The following is an 18,273-nucleotide window of genomic DNA, read 5'->3' as shown; positions in this document are numbered from 1 at the left end:
CCCGCCATGACCATAAACTGCATTGCCGTTGACGATGAGCCGCTGGCCCTTGGGTTGGTATGCGCCTTTATTGAGCAAACCCCCTTCCTCACCCTGGTGGGCAAATACGGCAGCGCGGTAGAGGCTTTAGGCGGATTGCAGCAGCATAAGGTAGACCTGATTTTTTTGGATATACAGATGCCCAACCTCAATGGCATCGAACTGGCCCGCGTGCTGGATAGTCGCGGACCAAGCAAACCCCGCATTATCTTCACCACCGCCTATAACCAGTTTGCACTGGAAGGCTATCGCGTAGATGCGCTGGATTACCTGCTGAAGCCATTCAATTACGAAGAGTTCCTCCACGCGGCCAACAAGGCTTTGGCTTATGCCGAATTGCTCCATAAATCCAACAACCCCGCAGCGCCGGTAGCTTTGGCAGCTGCAGAAGCAGTGCCTGTCGCCGCAGAACGGGTGGAAGACGATTACCTCTTCGTAAAGGTAGAGTATCAACTGGTGCGCATAGCCCTCAGCGATATCCTGTACCTCGAAAGTTTGAAAGATTACGTGAAGATTTTTCTGAAAACCACGGATAAGGCCATCCTCACCCTCAGCAGCCTGAAGGCTCTGGAAGAAAAGCTACCCGCCAAGCGCTTCATGCGCGTACACCGCTCTTACATTGTATCGCTGGATAAAATCAACTCCATCACCCGCAACGCCATGCAAATAGGCAAAATCAACATCACCGTAGGCGACCAGTATAAGGATGCTTTTGGAGCGTTTTTGAGTAGGTGGGTGTAGGGGGGATAACGTCAATCGATACCGGAAATTTAAGATTAAAAAAACGTCTAATTAATCCCCAAAAGACCGAACACCTTATAAAACTCAGCTTTTGCCTGTTCAGGGTTTTCAATATCGAAATCGCCCCGCTTGATTGCGTTGCTCATTCCCGTCTTTAAATAAGGTTTTAATCTTTTGTAAATATCGGGGTTGCTGCGTACAAAATACTTCTCTGATTTTTCATAGGTTTTAAGTGGATGATGGTTTTTTAGCTCTTTTCCGACAGGGTCACATTGCACAAAATATTTGCCGCTATCTTTGACATGCATCAAAAACCAAAATTCAAGGCAAGGAGTATTTATTAGCATGTGGATTTTTTCACTACCCTTAATCTCCGTTTGATATTTCTTTAATTCCGCAGTATTTCCTTCAGCGATAACAACGTCAAGATCAACAATCCAAATCGACAAATCGTAAATATTTGCATTCGCTTTTACTAACTCAAATTGTTCCATTAAAGTTTTCTTTTTGGGAAGTTCGGGTTGAATAGATATCCCTTGGAGTGTTTCATTTTTTTTCAACATTTGCATATACCAAAGCTCAGTTTCCCCATCTACAACCAATGCGAAAGTTTTTCTCCCAAAACCTTTCTTCGTGCCCCTAGTTCTCATTGTCAAAATCTAGGTAATAATCATTTAATTGTGGTACTGCCCCAAGTTTACCCGATTTATAAGCATTGTATACAGATGTAGTATCTCGAATAACACTCGAATCAAAGTCGCTCAATGAATAAAGTTCCATACTTCCATTTAATTTTTTTTCTGTGAACCATATTGCGTCATCTCGAAATATATCTCTTTCCATTAATAATTCCCTATAATGAGTGGTCGCTATTAGTTGAGAATCTTTGACATTAACAAGGAATAGCAAAATAAAATGCTTTAGCAGCTCTGGGTGTAGTGATGACTCAAGTTCATCAATTAATACTACGCTACTCTTTCCAAGTATTTGATCCAAAAGGCCGCTAAGCTGAAAGTATCGTTGTGTACCTTCAGATTCTTCCGCGTATGGCAACATATAGTTAATAGTTTTATCATCGTTTAATACCGAGTGGCTAAAACCAACTTCAAGTAAATTCCGCGATTCTGGGTCCTTTTCAAATGTAGAATCTGGTACTTTTGCGGCAATCTGTTTATTTATAACGCGAAGAATTTCACGCATATCTTCGTCATAATCAATTATCTTTTTCTCAAGCGCCAAGTCAGTTATCTTAAAATCAGCCTTTTGGAGGAATTTAATAACGTGGTCCTTGCTAATTCCCTTAACCTCAAGCGCCTTATTAATAGAAACACTCAAGTCTGTTTTTGGAGTGATAAGCCTTCTAAGCACCTGACGGAACCAGTCAGTGACATCTCTGAGCTCAGGAGAATCTATATTTGACTTCAAGAAACCACTCAATACGGGGTTATTCCACAAAGTATTTGCCTCTAATATTTCTTCTTGAGTCCGTTTGAACTTTATTTTTGAACCGAATTTAATTTCAGTGAGTTGTTTCTCAATGTTCGTCTCACGTTTATAAATCAAAGATTTGTTTGGGGAATAAAACTCTAATTTCTCAAAAGTAATAGCCTCTTTCGTAAAAGCAACCTCGTAATTGTATTTAACTTTATTTTGGAAAAAGGTCAGTTCAAACTTTGTTTCTTGAGATGGTGTAAGTACATCAAACAAAAATGGATTGTGATTTAAAGGGGTTTGTTTTTGAAATGGCGATTGTATAATTAAAGTCCTTAACGAATCTAAAGCCTTTAATATAGTGGTCTTTCCTGAACCATTTGCCCCATAAACCATCCCAAGTTTCAATAACCTTTGTCCTGGTGCAGGTTCAAGAATGAAATATTTCTCCAAATCTTGCGATTTATCAGCTTCGAATGATAAAGTAACAGTGTCTTTTATACTCCTAAAATTTGTTATAGAAAAGCTGACAATCATATTTTTTATTGATTATTTGTAACTGACTTACAAATATAAAGAATAATCGACTGATTTATTGCAATTACCTCCTCCATTGATTGAAGTTTATAAATCGTCCTACAATTACTTAAGCTTTCTGTTTGGAGTGTTGACCTTAATCCAAAACAAATAACCCATCCGCAGTCAAAAAGCTGAAAGCTTTTATTATTTTAGGTCGAAGTTACGCTGCGCTAAACCTCGACCAGTAACGGAGTCTAAAAAGTTTACATTTTTCACGAACATTTTATAAAGAGTTATATTTTGATTAGTAGTACTTTAAAGTTACACTTTATCATTGATTTTGCAGTTGTGTTGATAAGCACGAGAAGCGTTCGCTCCACTATCCCGCTATGTTGTTCTCGCTAACTCTAGTACTAGGTAAGTTATACAACACTTCGGACACCGTGTTTTCACGGTATTTGATGCCTGTAGTTTGATTTTCAAATATTTGCAGTTACATTTATATATTCACACCACTTATTGCAATGCTTCTAAAATTTGCGAAAACAAACCGACTATTAATTGGGATAATCTCAATAACAATGTCAATATATTATTTCTATAAGCGTTTTGATGTGATAGAAACATTTTTAAAGCGAGGTGCAAAATCGGCGGACTTCGGTGAGTTGTTGCTTCCTTCTTTTTTATTAATTACTGGCTTATTATCACTTTTTATTAAAAGCAAAAAAAATAAGAAAAATGAGATATAAACTAATTCTGTTATTGCTGTTTACAACACAAATTTCTTTAGCGCAGAAAGCTAAACCATCAGCGTATCTAAATACATTCGAGAAATTTCTCTCAGTTATTAAAAAAATTGATAGTGTCATAACATCCATCAATGACCATGAAAACCTGCGCAAACTCAATAGATTGCTGGGTAACATCAATGTTGATATTATGTCTATCAATAACCAAAAGTTCAAATTAGCTAATGATATTTATTACTCTAAAAATCTAAACGACCCAACAGAGATTGAAATATTAATCTATGAAATAAAGAACATTCATGATCAAATTGAAAAATTTGATGACTCTTACGATGAGATAAAATCTTTGTTAAACGAAACAAATATTGAGATTAATACCGACGATTTTGATGACACATTTATGCAACAAAAGGGATATCTCCTTGAGGATATTCAGAATAAATTAGAGCGAAAAAAAATCAACAAAACTGATATCATCAATGAAGCTAAACAAGCAAAAGTTTTATCAGAAAGTGTACATATTAAGGTGCTTAATTTGAGAAACAAAATCATTAGGCTATTGAAAAAAAACAAGTGACTCCTGCCGTGCCAAGTGTCCACACTTGGCGCAATAACGTTAGTAAGCGTCCACGGTTACCTTAACCCAACGCTAAGCCCCGCAAGCGAGGACGCTTGCCGTATCGTTTCGTCAGGTGTGGACACGTGACGAGGCGGGTTAAACCGGAAACTTTAGTTTCTTGCTACGTTTCATTTCCTACTTTCTGATTTCTATATAAAAAACAGTTATATTTGAATAAAGGGGAACACCATATGGTTATCGAACGGGACAACAACATCATTACTATTAAACTTGATGCTTCGCTTATCGGTATCGAAACCGTACAGAAATTTGCGGACTATTTTCGTGCAGTGGAATCCAATGCAAAAAATGGTGGAACACAGGAAGAGGCCGACGAACTGGCACGCGAATCGCAAAAAGGTTGGTGGAAAGAAAACCGCGACCGTTTCATAAAATGATCATTACCGTTGATGCGAATATCCTCTTCAGCGCATTAATAACCCCTAAAGGTAAATTAGCGGAAATACTTACTTATCCCAATGACAACGGTGGTGAGCGTCCACGCTTACCTTTAGCCAAACACTAAACCCGCAAGCTTGGGCACTCGCCATATTTTTTCGCCAAGTTCAGACACTTGACGAGGCGGGGATTATAGGGATTTTTGCTACCTTGGTTTAAACTTAAACCCCAACCTCATCAACAAAACATGAGCCTTAAATACAAATTATATTTAATTGGATGCTTCACCATTGGAGCATTCGATGCTTTAACAGCAATAGCTTCCCGTCAGCTTAATTTTAACGCCGCCTATTTCGCGGTGGGTTCATTCATCATCTATTGCTTCTTCGGTTTTTGGGCGGCAAAAAAGATAAACCTTAAAGCAGGGGTTTTAACTGCCGCAACTATTGGATTTTTCGACTCGACAGTTGGCTGGAAAATCTCGATGTTATTAAAAGCAAATACAGGGCACATTAAGAATGACCCTACCGTAGTTGCCTGGATATTAACGATAATAATAGTGACCGGCTTCGCCGCTCTATGCGGCTTAATTGGTGCCGCAATCGCAAAGTATTCAACAAGAGAAAAGGTTGGCGAGTAAGTCAAATCAAATAATGAACTCCACCGCTGCCGCAAGTGTCCGCCCTCGCTGCCGCGAGATTAGCGCAGCGTATCTCGTGGTTGCCTTTGTGCAAGCTTCCAGCTTGCGTCAGCTGAAAGCTGACCTTGTGCACACCACGGGCTGAAAGCCCGCGGTAGCGTATTTTTTCAAATATATAATTCAACTTAAAGCGATGAACAAAAAGTTAAGTAGGCCGGGTTTATTGCAGGTGAATTGTTTAGCACTATTCATTGCATTGGCTTTGGGGGCCTGCAATAAGGCCAGGAATTATCCCGATGCGTTTGTTGTATTAAAGGATAACAAACCCTTCATCAAATTAAGCGGTAAACGGAATATCATGTCGCATGACCTCATCTCCATATTTGAAAATAAAACGTACGAGGATAGCGTCCTGATTCCCGTTCCATCAATAAGTGATAAAAGAATTCCGGGCCGGGAGATTATTTTCGATAATGGTTATAACAAATATTCGTATGACGGCTATGTGCTCATAACGGGCAACAAATTGTCAGTCAATTTGCACGGCACCGACACCGTTAATAAAACCAGGAAACAGTATTCGTATGTATGGAATGGAGATTACACGCTCCACTATATTCCAACGAAACAGATGCGGTGAAGTGGTTTGCTCTTGTGGACGCTGACAAAATTCAAGCTATTAAGTATGGACACCTGTCCGGGGTGGCGGTAAATATCCTATTCTAATCCGTTACCATTGTTTCCAATTAAATCCACACAAAAGCCGATTTTGATAATGGCTGAAAGCCTTTTTTCCAGTCATTCCTCAGTTGATCGATGGTTTTAGTCTTATTTTGATTCCACCATTTAACATAGATTGCTTTAACGATTTTCATATCCTCGTTTGTCATCGCCTTTAACTGTTCTTTTTCAACACGCCGTACTATATAACCATAACGAAACACGTGGTCGTATTTTTTACTCTTTAAGCTGGCTTTTGCATCGATTGCCAAAATAAGCTCTATTTCAAAAGCGGCGCGCATACCCAACGAATTGTACATGGCATCTGGGATTCTGGAATCAAGAGGGTCCTTGAACCCAACAAAACCTTTTTCGTTAACGTCGATAACTTTTATCAAGTGAGGTATTGCATTTTTGCCATATGATAATAGGTCCAAATCGATATCGGCGTTGGATTTTGGGGGATGAAGCAGTTGCTGAACTTTTGCGTCGATATCCTGGCTGACGGGCGCTGTTGTTATCAGCGTCATGAATATTAAAATTATATATTTCATAGCCTATTGTTTTAAAGGTGGTTTTGCAACACGCGTATTATCTTGTGCATTGTGGAATTAGAGCCCAGCCCCAGCCACTTAGGAATGCTGCTCTATTTCAAAAACCCCTCCAAATAACCCAATATCGTCTTCGTCTGCATCATCAGGCTAACATGGCCCTGCGACGGCACGATGGCCAATTGCGATTTCGGCATCGGCGCCATATCGGCAACTACGCCGCCTCCCAGCAGCTGATACGTTTTCATCAGTTCCACTTTATCCAGGCCATCATTGTCGCCCGAGATGATTAACACAGGTGAGGTGATTTTCACGATGTTGCTGTCACCCACATCAAAGGTCTCCCCGGCAAAAACAATCATTTGCTCTATAAATTTCCGCCATTTTGTTTTGTCGGGCGCTACAGCATCATATCCGGTGTGCAGTGGTGTGTTATCAAAAAATTCAGGCTTAAACCCATCGAACGCCTTGTTTATTACCGGCAACCAGCCACTGCTTTTATAGGTAGAAGAAATGATAACCAATTTATTTACCCGTTTAGGATAATTTACCGCAAACTGGTAAGCTATAGAGCCACCCATGCTATACCCGGCAACATCGGCACTGTCAACCTTTAAATAATCCATCACCCCTGCCACATCGCTTGCCAGGGTAGCGATATCTAATTTCCTGTCCGAATAGGGCGAGTGCCCATGGCCCTGCATTTCAAGGGCAATTACTTTCCTTGTTTTGGATAGTTCGGGTATCAGCTCCGCCCAGTTCATCTCAATGGTATAAAAAGCGCCATGCAGCAAAACGATAGGCTTGCCCTGGCCATACACTTCGTAATAAACCTTAATGCCGTTAACCGGCGCATAGCCGCTGGCGGCAGGTTTCAACTTTTGCCCTGCGGACTGAAATATTGTAAGAAACAGCATAGCGATAACTAATACCGGCTTAAGGGTTGCAGTTGCTTTAGATACCTTTTTCATAGTGTGTGAGTTAATTTGTTTGGTTCCTGTTGATAAAACAAATATAAGGGGCATTTAATGCTTTCACACTGTGCAAAAACGACATATGAGGGGTGCAAAGCGACAAAACATTACCGTTAGCAATCATATTCACCCAAGGAATTAACCCGGCTTTTGCCCCGGCATGTACAGCTGGAATTTCCTGGAAAACCACAGCTAAAATTCGCCGAAAACCTGGAAAAAGCTGGAAAATTTTCGCTGCCTTTAAACGCTGAATTTAAGCAAAAACAGCCATTCCATGCAAATTTCGCACTTTTTATGTTTTCATTGCAAAACACCAAAAAAGTACGAAAAACACAGAAAAACACAGATTCCTGAAGGTTTTTTGGCAAATTTAAGCAAATAAAAAGGCCGCAATCCGGAAGGTATGCTTCCTCCTCGCCGGCCAAATCTAACAGGTAATGTCCAAAATTTCTATAAAATAAACCTGGACAAAAACTGCCCCGTTTTTCACCAAAACCTGCGGCTATTATAATCGGCATAATCGTATATTGCAGGTATGAAAAAAGCCCTCGTCATACTGCTCGCAGGCGCTATGCTGATAGCCTCCTGCTCCACCCCCAAGAAAACACAAAGCCTTTCTATGGCCAATGGCGGCAAAGTGTGGAGCTCGCTTTGGCAGCAACGCTCGGCAGAGTATAAGGCGCTGTGTTTCCAGGCGTATAACCTGGCCCGGCTGCGCCTCAATGAGGCCATCCGCACGGCGGGCAACAAACCTTTTGCCGTGGTTACGGATGTAGACGAAACCCTGCTGGATAACAGCCCCTACGACGCCATGCGCGCCGACTCGAACCTGGAATACAGCAAGGAAACCTGGAAAGCCTGGACGGACAAAGCCATTGCCGATACCGTGCCCGGCGCACCTGCTTTCTTCAAATACGCAGCTTCAAAAGGCGTGACGGTGTTCTACATCACCAATCGCGGCGAGGACGAAAAAGCTGCCACAATCAAAAACCTACAGCTATACGGCCTCCCCAATACCGACGACGAACACGTGCTGATGAAGCAAGGCAAGCTATCGAGCAAAGAGGGCCGCCGCCAAAGCGTGCTGTCTACCTATAACATCGTGCTGCTCTGCGGCGATAACCTGCCAGATTTTGATGCCCTGTACGATAACACCGAAGATAAACCCCAAACCGAGCAAACCCGCGCCGCCGTTACCGATAGGCTAAAGAGGGAGTTTGGCAACAGATATATCATTATCCCCAACCCATCTTACGGCGATTGGGAAGGTGTGCTGTTTGATAATAAAAGGCTGAACAATTCGCAGCGCGATTCTACCATGCGGGCCAAGCTAAAGGTGACCAAACCTTAACACCTTTGTATTAAGTTTTTGTTAAAAAGGGTGCATCCAACAATACAATATGTAATTTTGGGCATACCGCTCCGCTCATGAAACAAAAACTGTTTATTTGTATCACCGCAACCATCGCCTTTGCATGTTCCGCTTCGGCGCAAACACCGGGTAAAATAGCCAAAACCGGGCAGGTACTACTTCCCAACGGCTGGAAGCTGAGTCCCGCGGGCCGCTCGCTGCCCCTGGGCGATTTACCGCTGAATATGCAATTATCCGCCTCGGGCAAATACCTCGCGGTAACCAACAACGGCCAAAGCACCCAATCGCTGCAACTGATCGACCCGCGCAGAGAGAAACTGCTGGATGAGCAAGTGCTGGGCAAATCCTGGTACGGCATCGCTTTCAGCCGCGACGAGAAAAAGCTTTACGCCTCGGGTGGTAACGATAACATAATCCTCACGTTTTCTATCAACAACAACAAACTCGGCACGCCCGATACCATAAAGCTAGGTGTTCCATGGCCAAAAAATAAGATATGCCCCACCGGCATCGCGGTAAACAAAGCCAATACCCGCCTTTATACCGTTACCAAAGAAGACAGCACGCTGTACGTAATCAACCCTACACAGGGCAATATCATCAGTAAAGTAAAGCTTAGTGCCGAGGCCTACAGCTGCATCCTCTCCCCCGATGAGAAGACGCTTTACATATCACTCTGGGGCGGCGATAGGTTGGCTTTTTATGATACCTATAGTCAAAAACTCAGCAGTATCGCCGCCGGCAGCCACCCCAATGAGTTACTGCTGAACAAAAAAGGCAGCCTGCTATTCGTAGCCAATGCCAACGATAACTCGGTATCCATCATCAATACCGCTACCCATAAAACTATCGAAACGGTATCAACCGCTTTATATCCTACCAAACTAACCGGCTCTACAACCAACGGCTTCGCGCTATCGGCCAACGAAAAAACACTGTACATCGCCAATGCCGACAACAACTGCCTCGCGGTGTTCGATGTATCAAACCCCGGCAGCAGCCAAAGCCGTGGCTTTATTCCCGTAGGCTGGTACCCTACCAATGTAAAAATGCTGGGTAATAAAATATTGGTGAGCAACGGCAAAGGCTTTACTTCTATGGCTAACCCCAACGGGCCCCAGCCGGTAAAAAAAGTGGATAACAGTGGCTACCAAAGAGGGGCTACAAATACCAAAGAACAATACATCGGCGGCTTGTTTAAAGGCTCGTTATCGTTTATTGATGCGCCAAACGAGCTTAAGCTGAAGGCCTATACCAAACAAGTTTATGCCAACACGCCCTTTACCGATAAGATAGCCGCCACGCCCAAAGGCCAGGCAGGCAACCCTATACCCCGTAAACCGGGCGATAAATCGCCCATAAAATATGTGTTTTACATCATCAAAGAAAACCGCACTTACGACCAGGTGCTGGGCGATATGCCCGCCGGCAACGGCGATACCTCGCTTTGCATCTTTGGTCAAAAAATAACGCCCAACCTGCATGCCATAGCCAGCCAGTATGCCCTGATGGATAACTTTTATGTGGATGCCGAAGTAAGCGCCGACGGGCATAACTGGAGCACAGCCGCCTACGGCACCGATTTTGTGGAGAAGACCTGGCCCACCAGCTACGGTGGCCGCGGCGGCAATTACGATTTTGAAGGCTCCCGCAAAGCCGCCTATCCGCGCGATGGCTTTATATGGGATTACTGCAAACGCGCCGGCGTAAGCTACCGCACCTATGGCGAATTTGCCGAGGGTGGCGATAAACCGAAGGCCAACCTCAAATCTCTGGAGGGCCATTTCTGCCTGAAGTACCCGGATTTCGACCTGAGCATAAAAGATGTTACCCGCGAAGCTATATGGGAGCACGATTTCGATTCGTTACTTACAATTAATAAGGTACCGCAATTCAATAGCGTAAGGTTTGGCAACGACCATACCAGCGGGCAGCGCAAAGGCGCCTACAGCCCTTTTGCTGCTGTTGCAGATAACGACCAGGCCGTTGGCCGCTTTATCGAACATCTTTCGCAAAGTGCTATCTGGAAAGAATCGGTAGTCTTTATCCTGGAGGATGATGCCCAAAACGGCCCCGACCATATAGATGCGCACCGCTCGCCGGTGTTTGTGGTGAGCCCCTACGTAAAGCGCAACGCCGTAATACACAACATGTATTCAACTTCGGGCGTACTGCGCACTATCGAGCTTATTTTGGGCCTGCCGCCCATGAGCCAGTACGATGCCGCCGCCATGCCGTTATACGAATGTTTCACCTCCACGCCCGATTTAAGGCCCTACACCACCCAAACTGCATTGGTAGATATAGAACAGCGCAACGTGGCCGTAAACCAAAGCAGCATACGCTCAGAGTCATTTAACCTGGCCGAAGAAGATGCCGCGCCCGACCTGGACCTGAACGAGGTTATATGGAAATTCGTAAAAGGCGAAACCGCTACCATGCCCGCGCCAAAACGCAGCGCCTTCGTAATTTTGCAGAAGAAAAAGAAACTGGATGATGATTGATTTGTTGATATATTTACCTTAGAAATATCGCAGAAATATGACTATCCTCGAAAACGAATTCCTTAAAGTATCTATCGATACCCGGGGCGCGCAGCTCAGCACTTTCCGCAACAAGGCAACCGGCGTTGAACACCTTTGGCAGGCCGACCCGGCAGTGTGGCCCTGGCACGCGCCCAACCTGTTCCCCATTGTTGGGCAGCTATTAAACGACGAATTACTGGTAGACGGCGAAAAATATTCCATGAAAAGGCATGGTTTCGCCCGCCAGTCGGAATTTATCAAGCTGGAGAGTAGCGACGCATCGGCGGCATTCTCGCTACCTAATTGCGAAAAAACGTTGGCGGTGTACCCCTACAAGTTCGATTTCCAGGTATTGTACACGCTGATAGAAAACGCCCTGCGGATAACCTATAAGCTAATTAACCGCGATAAAAAGCCGGTTTACTTTTCGGTAGGCGGGCACCCTGCGTTCAACGTGCCGTTCGACCCCGGCGAAAACTACGAGGATTATTACGTGGAGTTCGAGTCTTTAGAAGAACCGGCTACGCACCTGCTTTCGCCCGAGGGCTTGTTCAACGGCCAAACCTCGCCGGTAGCCATCCGCGAGAAAAAGCTATACCTTACCCGCGATTTGTTCGCGAAAGATGCCTTGGTTTTCAAGAACCTCAAATCGCGCATGGTAACCATCAAAAGCAACACGCACGAGCATAGCCTATCGGTAGAATACCCGCACTTTAACTACCTCGGCCTGTGGGCAAAACCCGGTGCCGATTTCCTGTGCATAGAGCCATGGCTGGGCTGCGCTGATTCGGCAGGCGAGCCGAAAGACATAAAAGCGAAAGAAGCTATACAAAAAGTAGCCGTGGGGCACGTTTTTGAGGCCTCTTTTTACATCAGCATATAAAATTCAAAGTTTTTTTAAATTAGTAAAACATTAAAATCATTTTTTGCACTTATCAATAAAAACATTCAACTTTTAATCGATATGAAAAAGAAAATTTATTTAATCGCCGTAACCGTGCTGCTTATGGTAGCATCATTCAACTCGAATGCCGCAACCTCTATCGATGACAAAAAAGCGTTCAAAGAAGCTGCATCGCGTATGACTGACGACCAGAAACACGCCCGCATAGAAGAAATTAAGGCCCGCGTACAGGAAATTAAAGCGATGGATAAATCGAACCTGAACAAAGCCGACAAACAGGAATTGAAAGCAGAGCTGAAAAGCCTTAAGCACGAAGCACAGGCAATGGGCGGCGGTGGCGTTTACCTTTCTGTAGGTGCTATCATCATCATCATCCTGGTATTGATCCTGATCCTGTAATTACAGGCCTAAAATATTAGCATACGAAAAATGCGCCTCAGTGAGGGGCATTTTTTATTGATACACTTTCTTCAACTCTTCCTTGGCTTTTGCAAACCATTGGCGGTTGCTTTTCTTTTCTACCGCGCTTAGGTGAGGTTGCTCGTCGAGCATATCGGTAAATATCTGTTCGGCATCTTCTATCCTATCCTGCCTAATCAAGAACAGACCGTATTGGTAACGCTGCTCAAAATAAGAATAGCGGCCTTTCATGCCTTTAAATTCGGTTTCAGCAACATCTACCTGCCCAGCTTGCTCCAGTGCCATGGCGTAAACGATATGTGCTTTTGAACGGGCGAACTGCGGTATCTTGTAAATTTGGCGGGCTATGGGTAACACTGCGGCATAGCGGCCCTGCGCGTAATAAGCCAGCATCAGTTGCGCCAAAGCATGTTCATTCTCGGCGAAGGCCCCGGTGAGGCTGGCCTTATACAGGTCGATGGCCTTATCGGTGAGACCGGCATCCAGGTAGGCATCAGCCAGTTTGATGCGGTTGGCGAAGGTATCGGTAAACTTTAGTTCATCTTCCAGCTTTTTTAACTTGCTGCCGGGGTTGATGATGCCCTTTACATCGATGGCCGACGTATTGATGCGGCGGTTGCCCCAAACTTCGGTATAAAGATATATCAGGCTGCCGATGTAGGGCAGGAATACGATTATCCACATCCATTTTTGTTGCGTGCCTCGCTTAAAACTATGGAACAGGCAAAAGCCCTGCAAGGCAAACGATACGTAGTAGTAGTTTAAGTTTAGCAATGAGGGCAACATGGTAATGCGATTAGGTTACCGAAAATAAAAAAAATGCCGCATTTCGCAGCATTTTTTCATCAATCTTTTACCAGATCGCTCAGTACGGGGTGGTTGAGGGTGGATAGCTCGGTATGGCCGCTTTTCAACTCATCAAACACAACCACTTCGTTAACGCCTTTTTTTAACCAAACAGCGGGCACATAAAGCGTTTGCTGCGGGCCAATTTGCCAGTATTTACCCAAATTATGCCCGTTGAGGAATACGAATCCCTTACCGAAACCGTGCATATCCAGATAAGTATCGCCAATTCCACGCAGCGAAAAGGTGCCACGGTATAGGGCTGGTTGCTCCACATCGTAGTCTCCAGGTGTCGGTGTATACTTATATCCAGCCAGGGAAGTAAACGGGAATCGGTACATCTTCCAGCCTAGTAGTTCTTTGCCGTTCAACGTAACCTTATCGGTTATGCCCTGGCGATTATCGGTTAAATACGGACCGTAATTGATGCGGCCGTTGTTCTCTACCAAAATATCCAGTACCGCATTTGCGGTAGGGCTGTTCAATTGCAAGGAATCCTGCTTAAGCCGGCGGTCTAAAACGCTGATGCGTTGCCCATTCAAATAAACAGTAGCAAAATCGCGCATCTCTTTTATCTTCAATAAACCGCTTGCAGCGTCTTTTAATGTTGTGCGATATAATACAAAACCGTAGCCCTGATCGATATCTTCAAAGCTCAGCGGCCGTTCAGATTCTATAGGCACGCCCAAATTGCCGAACAGGTTTGCTTTGCCGGTTAGTTTGATTACCTCCAGGGCAAAGGTCATGCGTTTTTTGCCGGGTACATCGGGCAGGGTTTCGCCGGGTGGCAGGTGTTTGGCAATCACCTCGCGAAATTTGTAATATTTCGCCGTAGGGTTTCCTGCTTCGTCCAGCGGTGCATCATAATCGTAGCTGGATGTTTGCGGCGAATACGCCTCAGTACGGCTCATGTTGGCCCCGTTCATAAAATCGCGTGTGGTGCCGCCGTGGAACATATACAGATTGATGGATATGCCCGCGCCTAATACCTCATCCAGCTTTTTGGCATCGGCATCTGCGTTGCTGCCGCTGTGCGGCTTGCCCCAGCTATCGAACCAGCCAGGATACCACTCGGCAATATAGTATGGTCCCTTGCCGCCGTGGTGTTTGTTAATGAGCTCTTTTACTTTCTTAGGGTCGTCTTCGCCGTTAACCGCGGGTAAAAAACCAGGCAGGTAACCAGCGGGCATTTGCGAGGGACCATCGCAGGTAAACAAAACGCCATCAAAACCCGCCTCGCGGAATATCCTTTCGTTTTGCGCGAGGTATTGCTTATCGTTGCCGTAAGATCCGTATTCATTCTCTATCTGCACCATAATGATGTTGCCGCCATGTGTAACCAGCAAAGGCGATAGCTGCTTGCCTAGCTGTAGCACATAGTTGCGGTAAGCATCCATAAACTTAGGGTCCAGGCTACGCACTTTCAGGGTTTTATCCTTCAGCAGCCACCAGGGATAGCCGCCAAACTCCCACTCGGCGCAGGCGTAAGGGCTTGGGCGCATTACCACCCACATGCCTTCTTCTTTCGCTATCTGTGCAAATTGCGCTATATTTTTGTTGCCGCTAAAATCGTACTGGCCCTGCACCATCTCATGCGCGTTCCAAAACACGTACATACCAATGGTATTAAGCCCCATAGCTTTTGCCAGCCTGATGCGCTCGCGCCACATATCTTCGGGGATGCGGGTATAATGCATCTCGCCGGAGATTATCTGCATTGGTTTACCATCCAGCATAAAGGTAGTGTCGCCAAGGGCGAAAGTATGGGTATCGGTCTGGGCCTGGCTTAAGAGTGCGCCGTTCAGCAACAGCGCGCAGCAAATCAATATCTTCTTCAACATTCTCTATTCACAAATTAAAATAAACCCAGTTGGCCCTTATCGTCCATATCAATATCATCGGGGTTGGTTATCTCGAAATCTATTTTTTTGATTGGTTTTGGTTGCACGGATTCCACCGATTCTGATGATTTCACCGATTCTGTCGGCTTCGCTGGTTCGCCTGATTTAACGGCGGTTGGGGTCGATTGTTGTTCTTCTGGCGCATCGTCTGCCGGGTTGCCGCCATTTGCAGGGGTATTATCCGGATCCTCCGGACCATCGGGTTCGGCATTTCCTGTCTCTTCGGCATCGTCCTCATCGTCGGTAACAATAGGCACTATTGATTTTACCTGGTGAATAGATACCCGGTTGCCCATGGCTTTCATGCCTTTTACGTCTATCAGTTCGGTTAGGTTCAATTCTGCGGTCTCGGGTACCAATGCCTTACCTTTCAGTAATTCTACCTTAACCATCGGCTGCTTTGCGCCAGTGATAAGGATAAGCTTAGAGCCCGGCTCGTCGCTGATTACGCTGGTTTGCTTGCCTATTACTGTATTCTCGAAAGTGAAGCGTTTCACCAGATAGTTCTTCGATTTACCATCGTAATGCACTACCGAGAACACCTTTGCGGGGTCGTATTTTTCGATGATAATCATCTTATCGTCGAAGTGGTTGTTCAGGTCGAAACTGGTGAGCTCGTAGCTGCCGTTGGCGAAGATATTCAGGATGCGGTCGTCGCCATCGAATTCGCCCAGGTATTTGCCACGGCCATCAGCATTAAGGCGCTTCAATATCTCGTCGTACCAAATCTTGCGCCCTGCCAGGGTAGATACGCCCTTGCTCTTCAGGATAACTTTCTTCACAGGGTACTTGGTTACCATGTTACCCATGGAGCCGCGACCCTTGATAGTCAGCAGCGCAAAATCCTCATCAAAGTTCAACTTCTTGAGCTTGGCGTGCGGCTTCAGTTGCACGTTTACTATCTCGGCCTCGCCGTTGGGGTTGGCGGTAAAATACAGCACTTTGCTACCCTTGGTGCCCTTGGTCAAATCGTATTCCTTATCGCGGGTGATGCCCGTTACCGAGAACCGCTTGATATAGCTTACGCCGCTTTGCCCGTCTTTATAAATCATATTGTAAACGGTGCGTTCGTCGTTTTTCTTGAACACCGCCACATGCAATATATCCTTGCCCACGAATACCTTATCCTGCACACGGTTCACCACAAATTTCCCGTCCTCGCGGAACACGATAATGTCGTCTATATCCGAGCATTCGCCAACCAATTCTACATTATCGTCTTTTTTAAGGGCCGAGCCAATGAAGCCATCTACTCGGTTTACGAACAGTTTGATATTGGCCAAAGCCACCTGGGCTGCTTCTACCTTATCAAAGGTGCGCAGTTCCGTTTTGCGTTCGCGTCCTTTGCCGTATTTGTCGCGCAGTTTCTCGAACCAGGCGATGGTATAATCGGTAAGGTGCTTCAGATGGTGCTTCACCTGTTTTATTTCCGCTTCGAGATTTTTGATCTGCTCGTCGGTCTTCTTAAAATCGAAGCGGGTGATACTGCTCATCGGCTTATCAATCAACTTCTTATAATCCTCTGGCAATATCTCCCGGTAAAACAATGGGAAGAAAGGCGTAAACAAACGCGTAAGCGTTTCTACAACCAGTTCGAAGGTTGATGAGCCCTCGTAATCCGGGTGCTTGTACATCCCCTCCTGTATGAATATCTTAAGCAGCGAGCTGAAGAATATCTTCTCCATCAGTTCCTTTAGCCTGATATCCAGCTCCATCTTCAGCAACTCGCGGGTGTAGTTGGTGCTCTCTACCAGCATATCGTTCACGCTCATGAAGCGCGGCTTATCATCCTGTATTACGCAGGTATTGGGCGATACAGACACCTCGCAATCGGTGAAGGCATAAAGCGCATCTATAGTAACATCGGGCGATATACCCGGCGCCAGGTGTACGATGATCTCTACATTCTGCGAGGTATGGTCGTCTATTTTCTTTATTTTGATTTTCCCTTTATCGTTGGCCGCTATGATGCTTTCGATAAGGCTGACGGTTGTGGTAGAGAATGGCACCTCGGTAATTACCAGGGTTTTCTTGTCCCGTTCTTCAATTTTCGCGCGAACGCGCACCCTTCCGCCGCGTTGCCCTTCATTATAGGCAGAAGCATCGGCCATACCGCCGGTAGGGAAATCGGGAAGAAGGTTTGGGCGGATGCCTTTTAGCGATGCGATGGAAGCATCCAGCAGTTCGATAAAGTTATGGGGCAATACCTTGGTGGCCAAACCAACGGCAATACCCTCCGCCCCTTGTGCCAGCAGCAGCGGGAATTTTACCGGTAGCGTAATCGGTTCGCGGTTACGACCATCATAACTGGCCTGCCATACGGTAGTATCGGGATTGAATACCACATCCAGCGCGAATTTGCTCAGGCGCGCCTCAATGTAACGCGGGGCTGCAGCCGAATCGCCGGTTACCGGGCGGCCCCAGTTACCCTGGGTATCAATCAGCAGTTCCTTTTGGCCAATCTGCACCATGGCATCGCCGATGGAGGCATCGCCATGCGGGTGGTACTTCATGGTGTTGCCGATAACGTTGGCACCTTTGTTGAAACGCCCGTCGTCCATTTCCTTCAGCGAGTGCAGTATGCGGCGCTGCACGGGTTTCAGGCCGTCGTTGATGTGCGGCACGGCGCGGTCGAGGATTACATAGGATGCATAATCGAGGAACCAGTTTTCGTAGAGCCCGTCGAGGGTGGTGATGTTATGAAGCTTGTCTTCGTTATTTACAGGGGTGTTTTCCGGATTCAGTTCGTCACTCATTCTTCAGCAAAAAAATTTGGATGGGTAAAGATAAGGATAATGTATAAAAATGAAGGTGCGCAGACGCGCAGATTAGTTAACGCAACGCCACGAGTTTTTAACATTTTGTAAACATGGGGAGGGATGCGGTGGATGAGGAATGGTAGTCGGGGCTTTTTGTGGTGTGC

General features: G+C 45.5%; 18 protein-coding genes. 10 read left to right on the top strand and 8 right to left on the bottom strand.

The annotated features are described in order from the left end of the window. Window positions 1-6: 6 nt before the first annotated feature. The gene (locus AC1DXC_RS12940; RefSeq protein WP_477459564.1) at window positions 7-780 is read left to right on the top strand and encodes a LytR/AlgR family response regulator transcription factor; all 774 of its coding nucleotides are present in this window, start codon (window positions 7-9) and stop codon (window positions 778-780) included. Between the two features lie 47 nt (window positions 781-827). On the opposite strand, the gene AC1DXC_RS12935 is transcribed toward AC1DXC_RS12940, so the two are convergent. Together AC1DXC_RS12935 and AC1DXC_RS12930 are read right to left on the bottom strand one after the other, a co-directional pair. Next, entirely contained in the window at window positions 828-1,430 is a 603-nt protein-coding gene (locus AC1DXC_RS12935; protein ID WP_477459563.1) for an RloB domain-containing protein, read from the bottom strand. After that, window positions 1,420-2,748 (bottom strand): AAA family ATPase, encoded by a 1,329-nt coding sequence (locus AC1DXC_RS12930; RefSeq protein WP_477459562.1) that lies wholly within the window; start codon window positions 2,746-2,748, stop codon window positions 1,420-1,422. The genes AC1DXC_RS12935 and AC1DXC_RS12930 overlap by 11 nt, the downstream gene beginning before the upstream one ends. Before the next feature lie 720 nt (window positions 2,749-3,468). Here AC1DXC_RS12930 and AC1DXC_RS12925 point away from each other — a divergent pair. The 5 genes from AC1DXC_RS12925 (at window position 3,469) to AC1DXC_RS12905 (ending at window position 5,777) form a co-directional block, all read left to right on the top strand. After that, complete coding sequence (locus tag AC1DXC_RS12925) at window positions 3,469-4,056, top strand: hypothetical protein (protein WP_477459561.1); 588 nt, start codon at window positions 3,469-3,471, stop codon at window positions 4,054-4,056. 233 nt (window positions 4,057-4,289) lie between these two features. Then, window positions 4,290-4,496, top strand: a complete 207-nt coding sequence (locus AC1DXC_RS12920; RefSeq protein ID WP_477459560.1) for a hypothetical protein — start codon at window positions 4,290-4,292, stop codon at window positions 4,494-4,496. After that, the gene (locus AC1DXC_RS12915) at window positions 4,493-4,624 is read left to right on the top strand and encodes a hypothetical protein (protein WP_477459559.1); all 132 of its coding nucleotides are present in this window, start codon (window positions 4,493-4,495) and stop codon (window positions 4,622-4,624) included. The genes AC1DXC_RS12920 and AC1DXC_RS12915 overlap by 4 nt, the downstream gene beginning before the upstream one ends. Before the next feature lie 120 nt (window positions 4,625-4,744). Continuing rightward, window positions 4,745-5,137: a hypothetical protein gene (locus AC1DXC_RS12910; RefSeq protein WP_477459558.1), complete on the top strand. Its 393-nt coding sequence runs from the start codon at window positions 4,745-4,747 to the stop codon at window positions 5,135-5,137. A gap of 193 nt (window positions 5,138-5,330) precedes the next feature. Further along, window positions 5,331-5,777 (top strand): hypothetical protein, encoded by a 447-nt coding sequence (locus tag AC1DXC_RS12905; protein ID WP_477459557.1) that lies wholly within the window; start codon window positions 5,331-5,333, stop codon window positions 5,775-5,777. Between the two features lie 106 nt (window positions 5,778-5,883). Here the strand turns inward: AC1DXC_RS12905 and AC1DXC_RS12900 are convergent, their stop codons facing one another. The 3 genes from AC1DXC_RS12900 to AC1DXC_RS12890 all read right to left on the bottom strand — a co-directional run bounded on the left by AC1DXC_RS12900 (window position 5,884) and on the right by AC1DXC_RS12890 (window position 7,900). Next, window positions 5,884-6,411, bottom strand: a complete 528-nt coding sequence (locus AC1DXC_RS12900; protein ID WP_477459556.1) for a hypothetical protein — start codon at window positions 6,409-6,411, stop codon at window positions 5,884-5,886. Between the two features lie 92 nt (window positions 6,412-6,503). Then, entirely contained in the window at window positions 6,504-7,379 is an 876-nt protein-coding gene (locus AC1DXC_RS12895; RefSeq protein WP_477459555.1) for an alpha/beta fold hydrolase, read from the bottom strand. Window positions 7,380-7,495: 116 nt separating this feature from the next. Next, the gene (locus tag AC1DXC_RS12890; RefSeq protein ID WP_477459554.1) at window positions 7,496-7,900 is read right to left on the bottom strand and encodes a hypothetical protein; all 405 of its coding nucleotides are present in this window, start codon (window positions 7,898-7,900) and stop codon (window positions 7,496-7,498) included. Between the two features lie 17 nt (window positions 7,901-7,917). Here AC1DXC_RS12890 and AC1DXC_RS12885 point away from each other — a divergent pair, with 17 nt between their 5' ends. From AC1DXC_RS12885 to AC1DXC_RS12870, 4 genes are all read left to right on the top strand, one after another. After that, window positions 7,918-8,733 carry a 5'-nucleotidase, lipoprotein e(P4) family gene (locus tag AC1DXC_RS12885; protein ID WP_477459553.1) on the top strand — a complete coding sequence of 272 codons (816 nt, stop codon included), beginning with the start codon at window positions 7,918-7,920 and terminating at the stop codon, window positions 8,731-8,733. Window positions 8,734-8,810: 77 nt separating this feature from the next. Continuing rightward, window positions 8,811-11,258 (top strand): bifunctional YncE family protein/alkaline phosphatase family protein, encoded by a 2,448-nt coding sequence (locus AC1DXC_RS12880; protein WP_477459552.1) that lies wholly within the window; start codon window positions 8,811-8,813, stop codon window positions 11,256-11,258. Between the two features lie 37 nt (window positions 11,259-11,295). Beyond that, window positions 11,296-12,162: an aldose 1-epimerase family protein gene (locus tag AC1DXC_RS12875; protein ID WP_477459551.1), complete on the top strand. Its 867-nt coding sequence runs from the start codon at window positions 11,296-11,298 to the stop codon at window positions 12,160-12,162. 81 nt (window positions 12,163-12,243) lie between these two features. Continuing rightward, a complete protein-coding gene (locus AC1DXC_RS12870; protein ID WP_477459550.1) occupies window positions 12,244-12,582 on the top strand; it encodes a hypothetical protein in 339 nt (112 codons plus the stop codon). 54 nt (window positions 12,583-12,636) lie between these two features. On the opposite strand, the gene AC1DXC_RS12865 is transcribed toward AC1DXC_RS12870, so the two are convergent. Genes AC1DXC_RS12865 through AC1DXC_RS12855 form a run of 3 tightly spaced genes read right to left on the bottom strand, consistent with a single transcriptional unit; the run spans window position 12,637 to window position 18,106 of the window. Beyond that, complete coding sequence (locus AC1DXC_RS12865; protein WP_477459549.1) at window positions 12,637-13,389, bottom strand: PLDc N-terminal domain-containing protein; 753 nt, start codon at window positions 13,387-13,389, stop codon at window positions 12,637-12,639. Window positions 13,390-13,448: 59 nt separating this feature from the next. Continuing rightward, window positions 13,449-15,290 carry a glycoside hydrolase family 35 protein gene (locus AC1DXC_RS12860; RefSeq protein ID WP_477459548.1) on the bottom strand — a complete coding sequence of 614 codons (1,842 nt, stop codon included), beginning with the start codon at window positions 15,288-15,290 and terminating at the stop codon, window positions 13,449-13,451. 14 nt (window positions 15,291-15,304) lie between these two features. Further along, window positions 15,305-18,106, bottom strand: a complete 2,802-nt coding sequence (locus AC1DXC_RS12855) for a DNA gyrase/topoisomerase IV subunit A (RefSeq protein WP_477459547.1) — start codon at window positions 18,104-18,106, stop codon at window positions 15,305-15,307. Window positions 18,107-18,273 lie beyond the last annotated feature (167 nt).

This window comes from Mucilaginibacter sp. P2_D11 (genome assembly GCF_056404435.1).
The sequence above is the reverse complement of the archived record's forward strand: the minus strand, read 5'-3'. Positions and strand labels throughout refer to the sequence as shown.

Coding starts and splice junctions, on each gene's coding strand:
- AC1DXC_RS12940 (WP_477459564.1), top strand. CDS start 7: ATGACCATAAACTGCATTGCCGTTGACGATGAGCCGCTGGCCCTTGGG.
- AC1DXC_RS12935 (WP_477459563.1), bottom strand. CDS start 1,430: ATGAGAACTAGGGGCACGAAGAAAGGTTTTGGGAGAAAAACTTTCGCA.
- AC1DXC_RS12930 (WP_477459562.1), bottom strand. CDS start 2,748: ATGATTGTCAGCTTTTCTATAACAAATTTTAGGAGTATAAAAGACACT.
- AC1DXC_RS12925 (WP_477459561.1), top strand. CDS start 3,469: ATGAGATATAAACTAATTCTGTTATTGCTGTTTACAACACAAATTTCT.
- AC1DXC_RS12920 (WP_477459560.1), top strand. CDS start 4,290: ATGGTTATCGAACGGGACAACAACATCATTACTATTAAACTTGATGCT.
- AC1DXC_RS12915 (WP_477459559.1), top strand. CDS start 4,493: ATGATCATTACCGTTGATGCGAATATCCTCTTCAGCGCATTAATAACC.
- AC1DXC_RS12910 (WP_477459558.1), top strand. CDS start 4,745: ATGAGCCTTAAATACAAATTATATTTAATTGGATGCTTCACCATTGGA.
- AC1DXC_RS12905 (WP_477459557.1), top strand. CDS start 5,331: ATGAACAAAAAGTTAAGTAGGCCGGGTTTATTGCAGGTGAATTGTTTA.
- AC1DXC_RS12900 (WP_477459556.1), bottom strand. CDS start 6,411: ATGAAATATATAATTTTAATATTCATGACGCTGATAACAACAGCGCCC.
- AC1DXC_RS12895 (WP_477459555.1), bottom strand. CDS start 7,379: ATGAAAAAGGTATCTAAAGCAACTGCAACCCTTAAGCCGGTATTAGTT.
- AC1DXC_RS12890 (WP_477459554.1), bottom strand. CDS start 7,900: ATGCCGATTATAATAGCCGCAGGTTTTGGTGAAAAACGGGGCAGTTTT.
- AC1DXC_RS12885 (WP_477459553.1), top strand. CDS start 7,918: ATGAAAAAAGCCCTCGTCATACTGCTCGCAGGCGCTATGCTGATAGCC.
- AC1DXC_RS12880 (WP_477459552.1), top strand. CDS start 8,811: ATGAAACAAAAACTGTTTATTTGTATCACCGCAACCATCGCCTTTGCA.
- AC1DXC_RS12875 (WP_477459551.1), top strand. CDS start 11,296: ATGACTATCCTCGAAAACGAATTCCTTAAAGTATCTATCGATACCCGG.
- AC1DXC_RS12870 (WP_477459550.1), top strand. CDS start 12,244: ATGAAAAAGAAAATTTATTTAATCGCCGTAACCGTGCTGCTTATGGTA.
- AC1DXC_RS12865 (WP_477459549.1), bottom strand. CDS start 13,389: ATGTTGCCCTCATTGCTAAACTTAAACTACTACTACGTATCGTTTGCC.
- AC1DXC_RS12860 (WP_477459548.1), bottom strand. CDS start 15,290: ATGTTGAAGAAGATATTGATTTGCTGCGCGCTGTTGCTGAACGGCGCA.
- AC1DXC_RS12855 (WP_477459547.1), bottom strand. CDS start 18,106: ATGAGTGACGAACTGAATCCGGAAAACACCCCTGTAAATAACGAAGAC.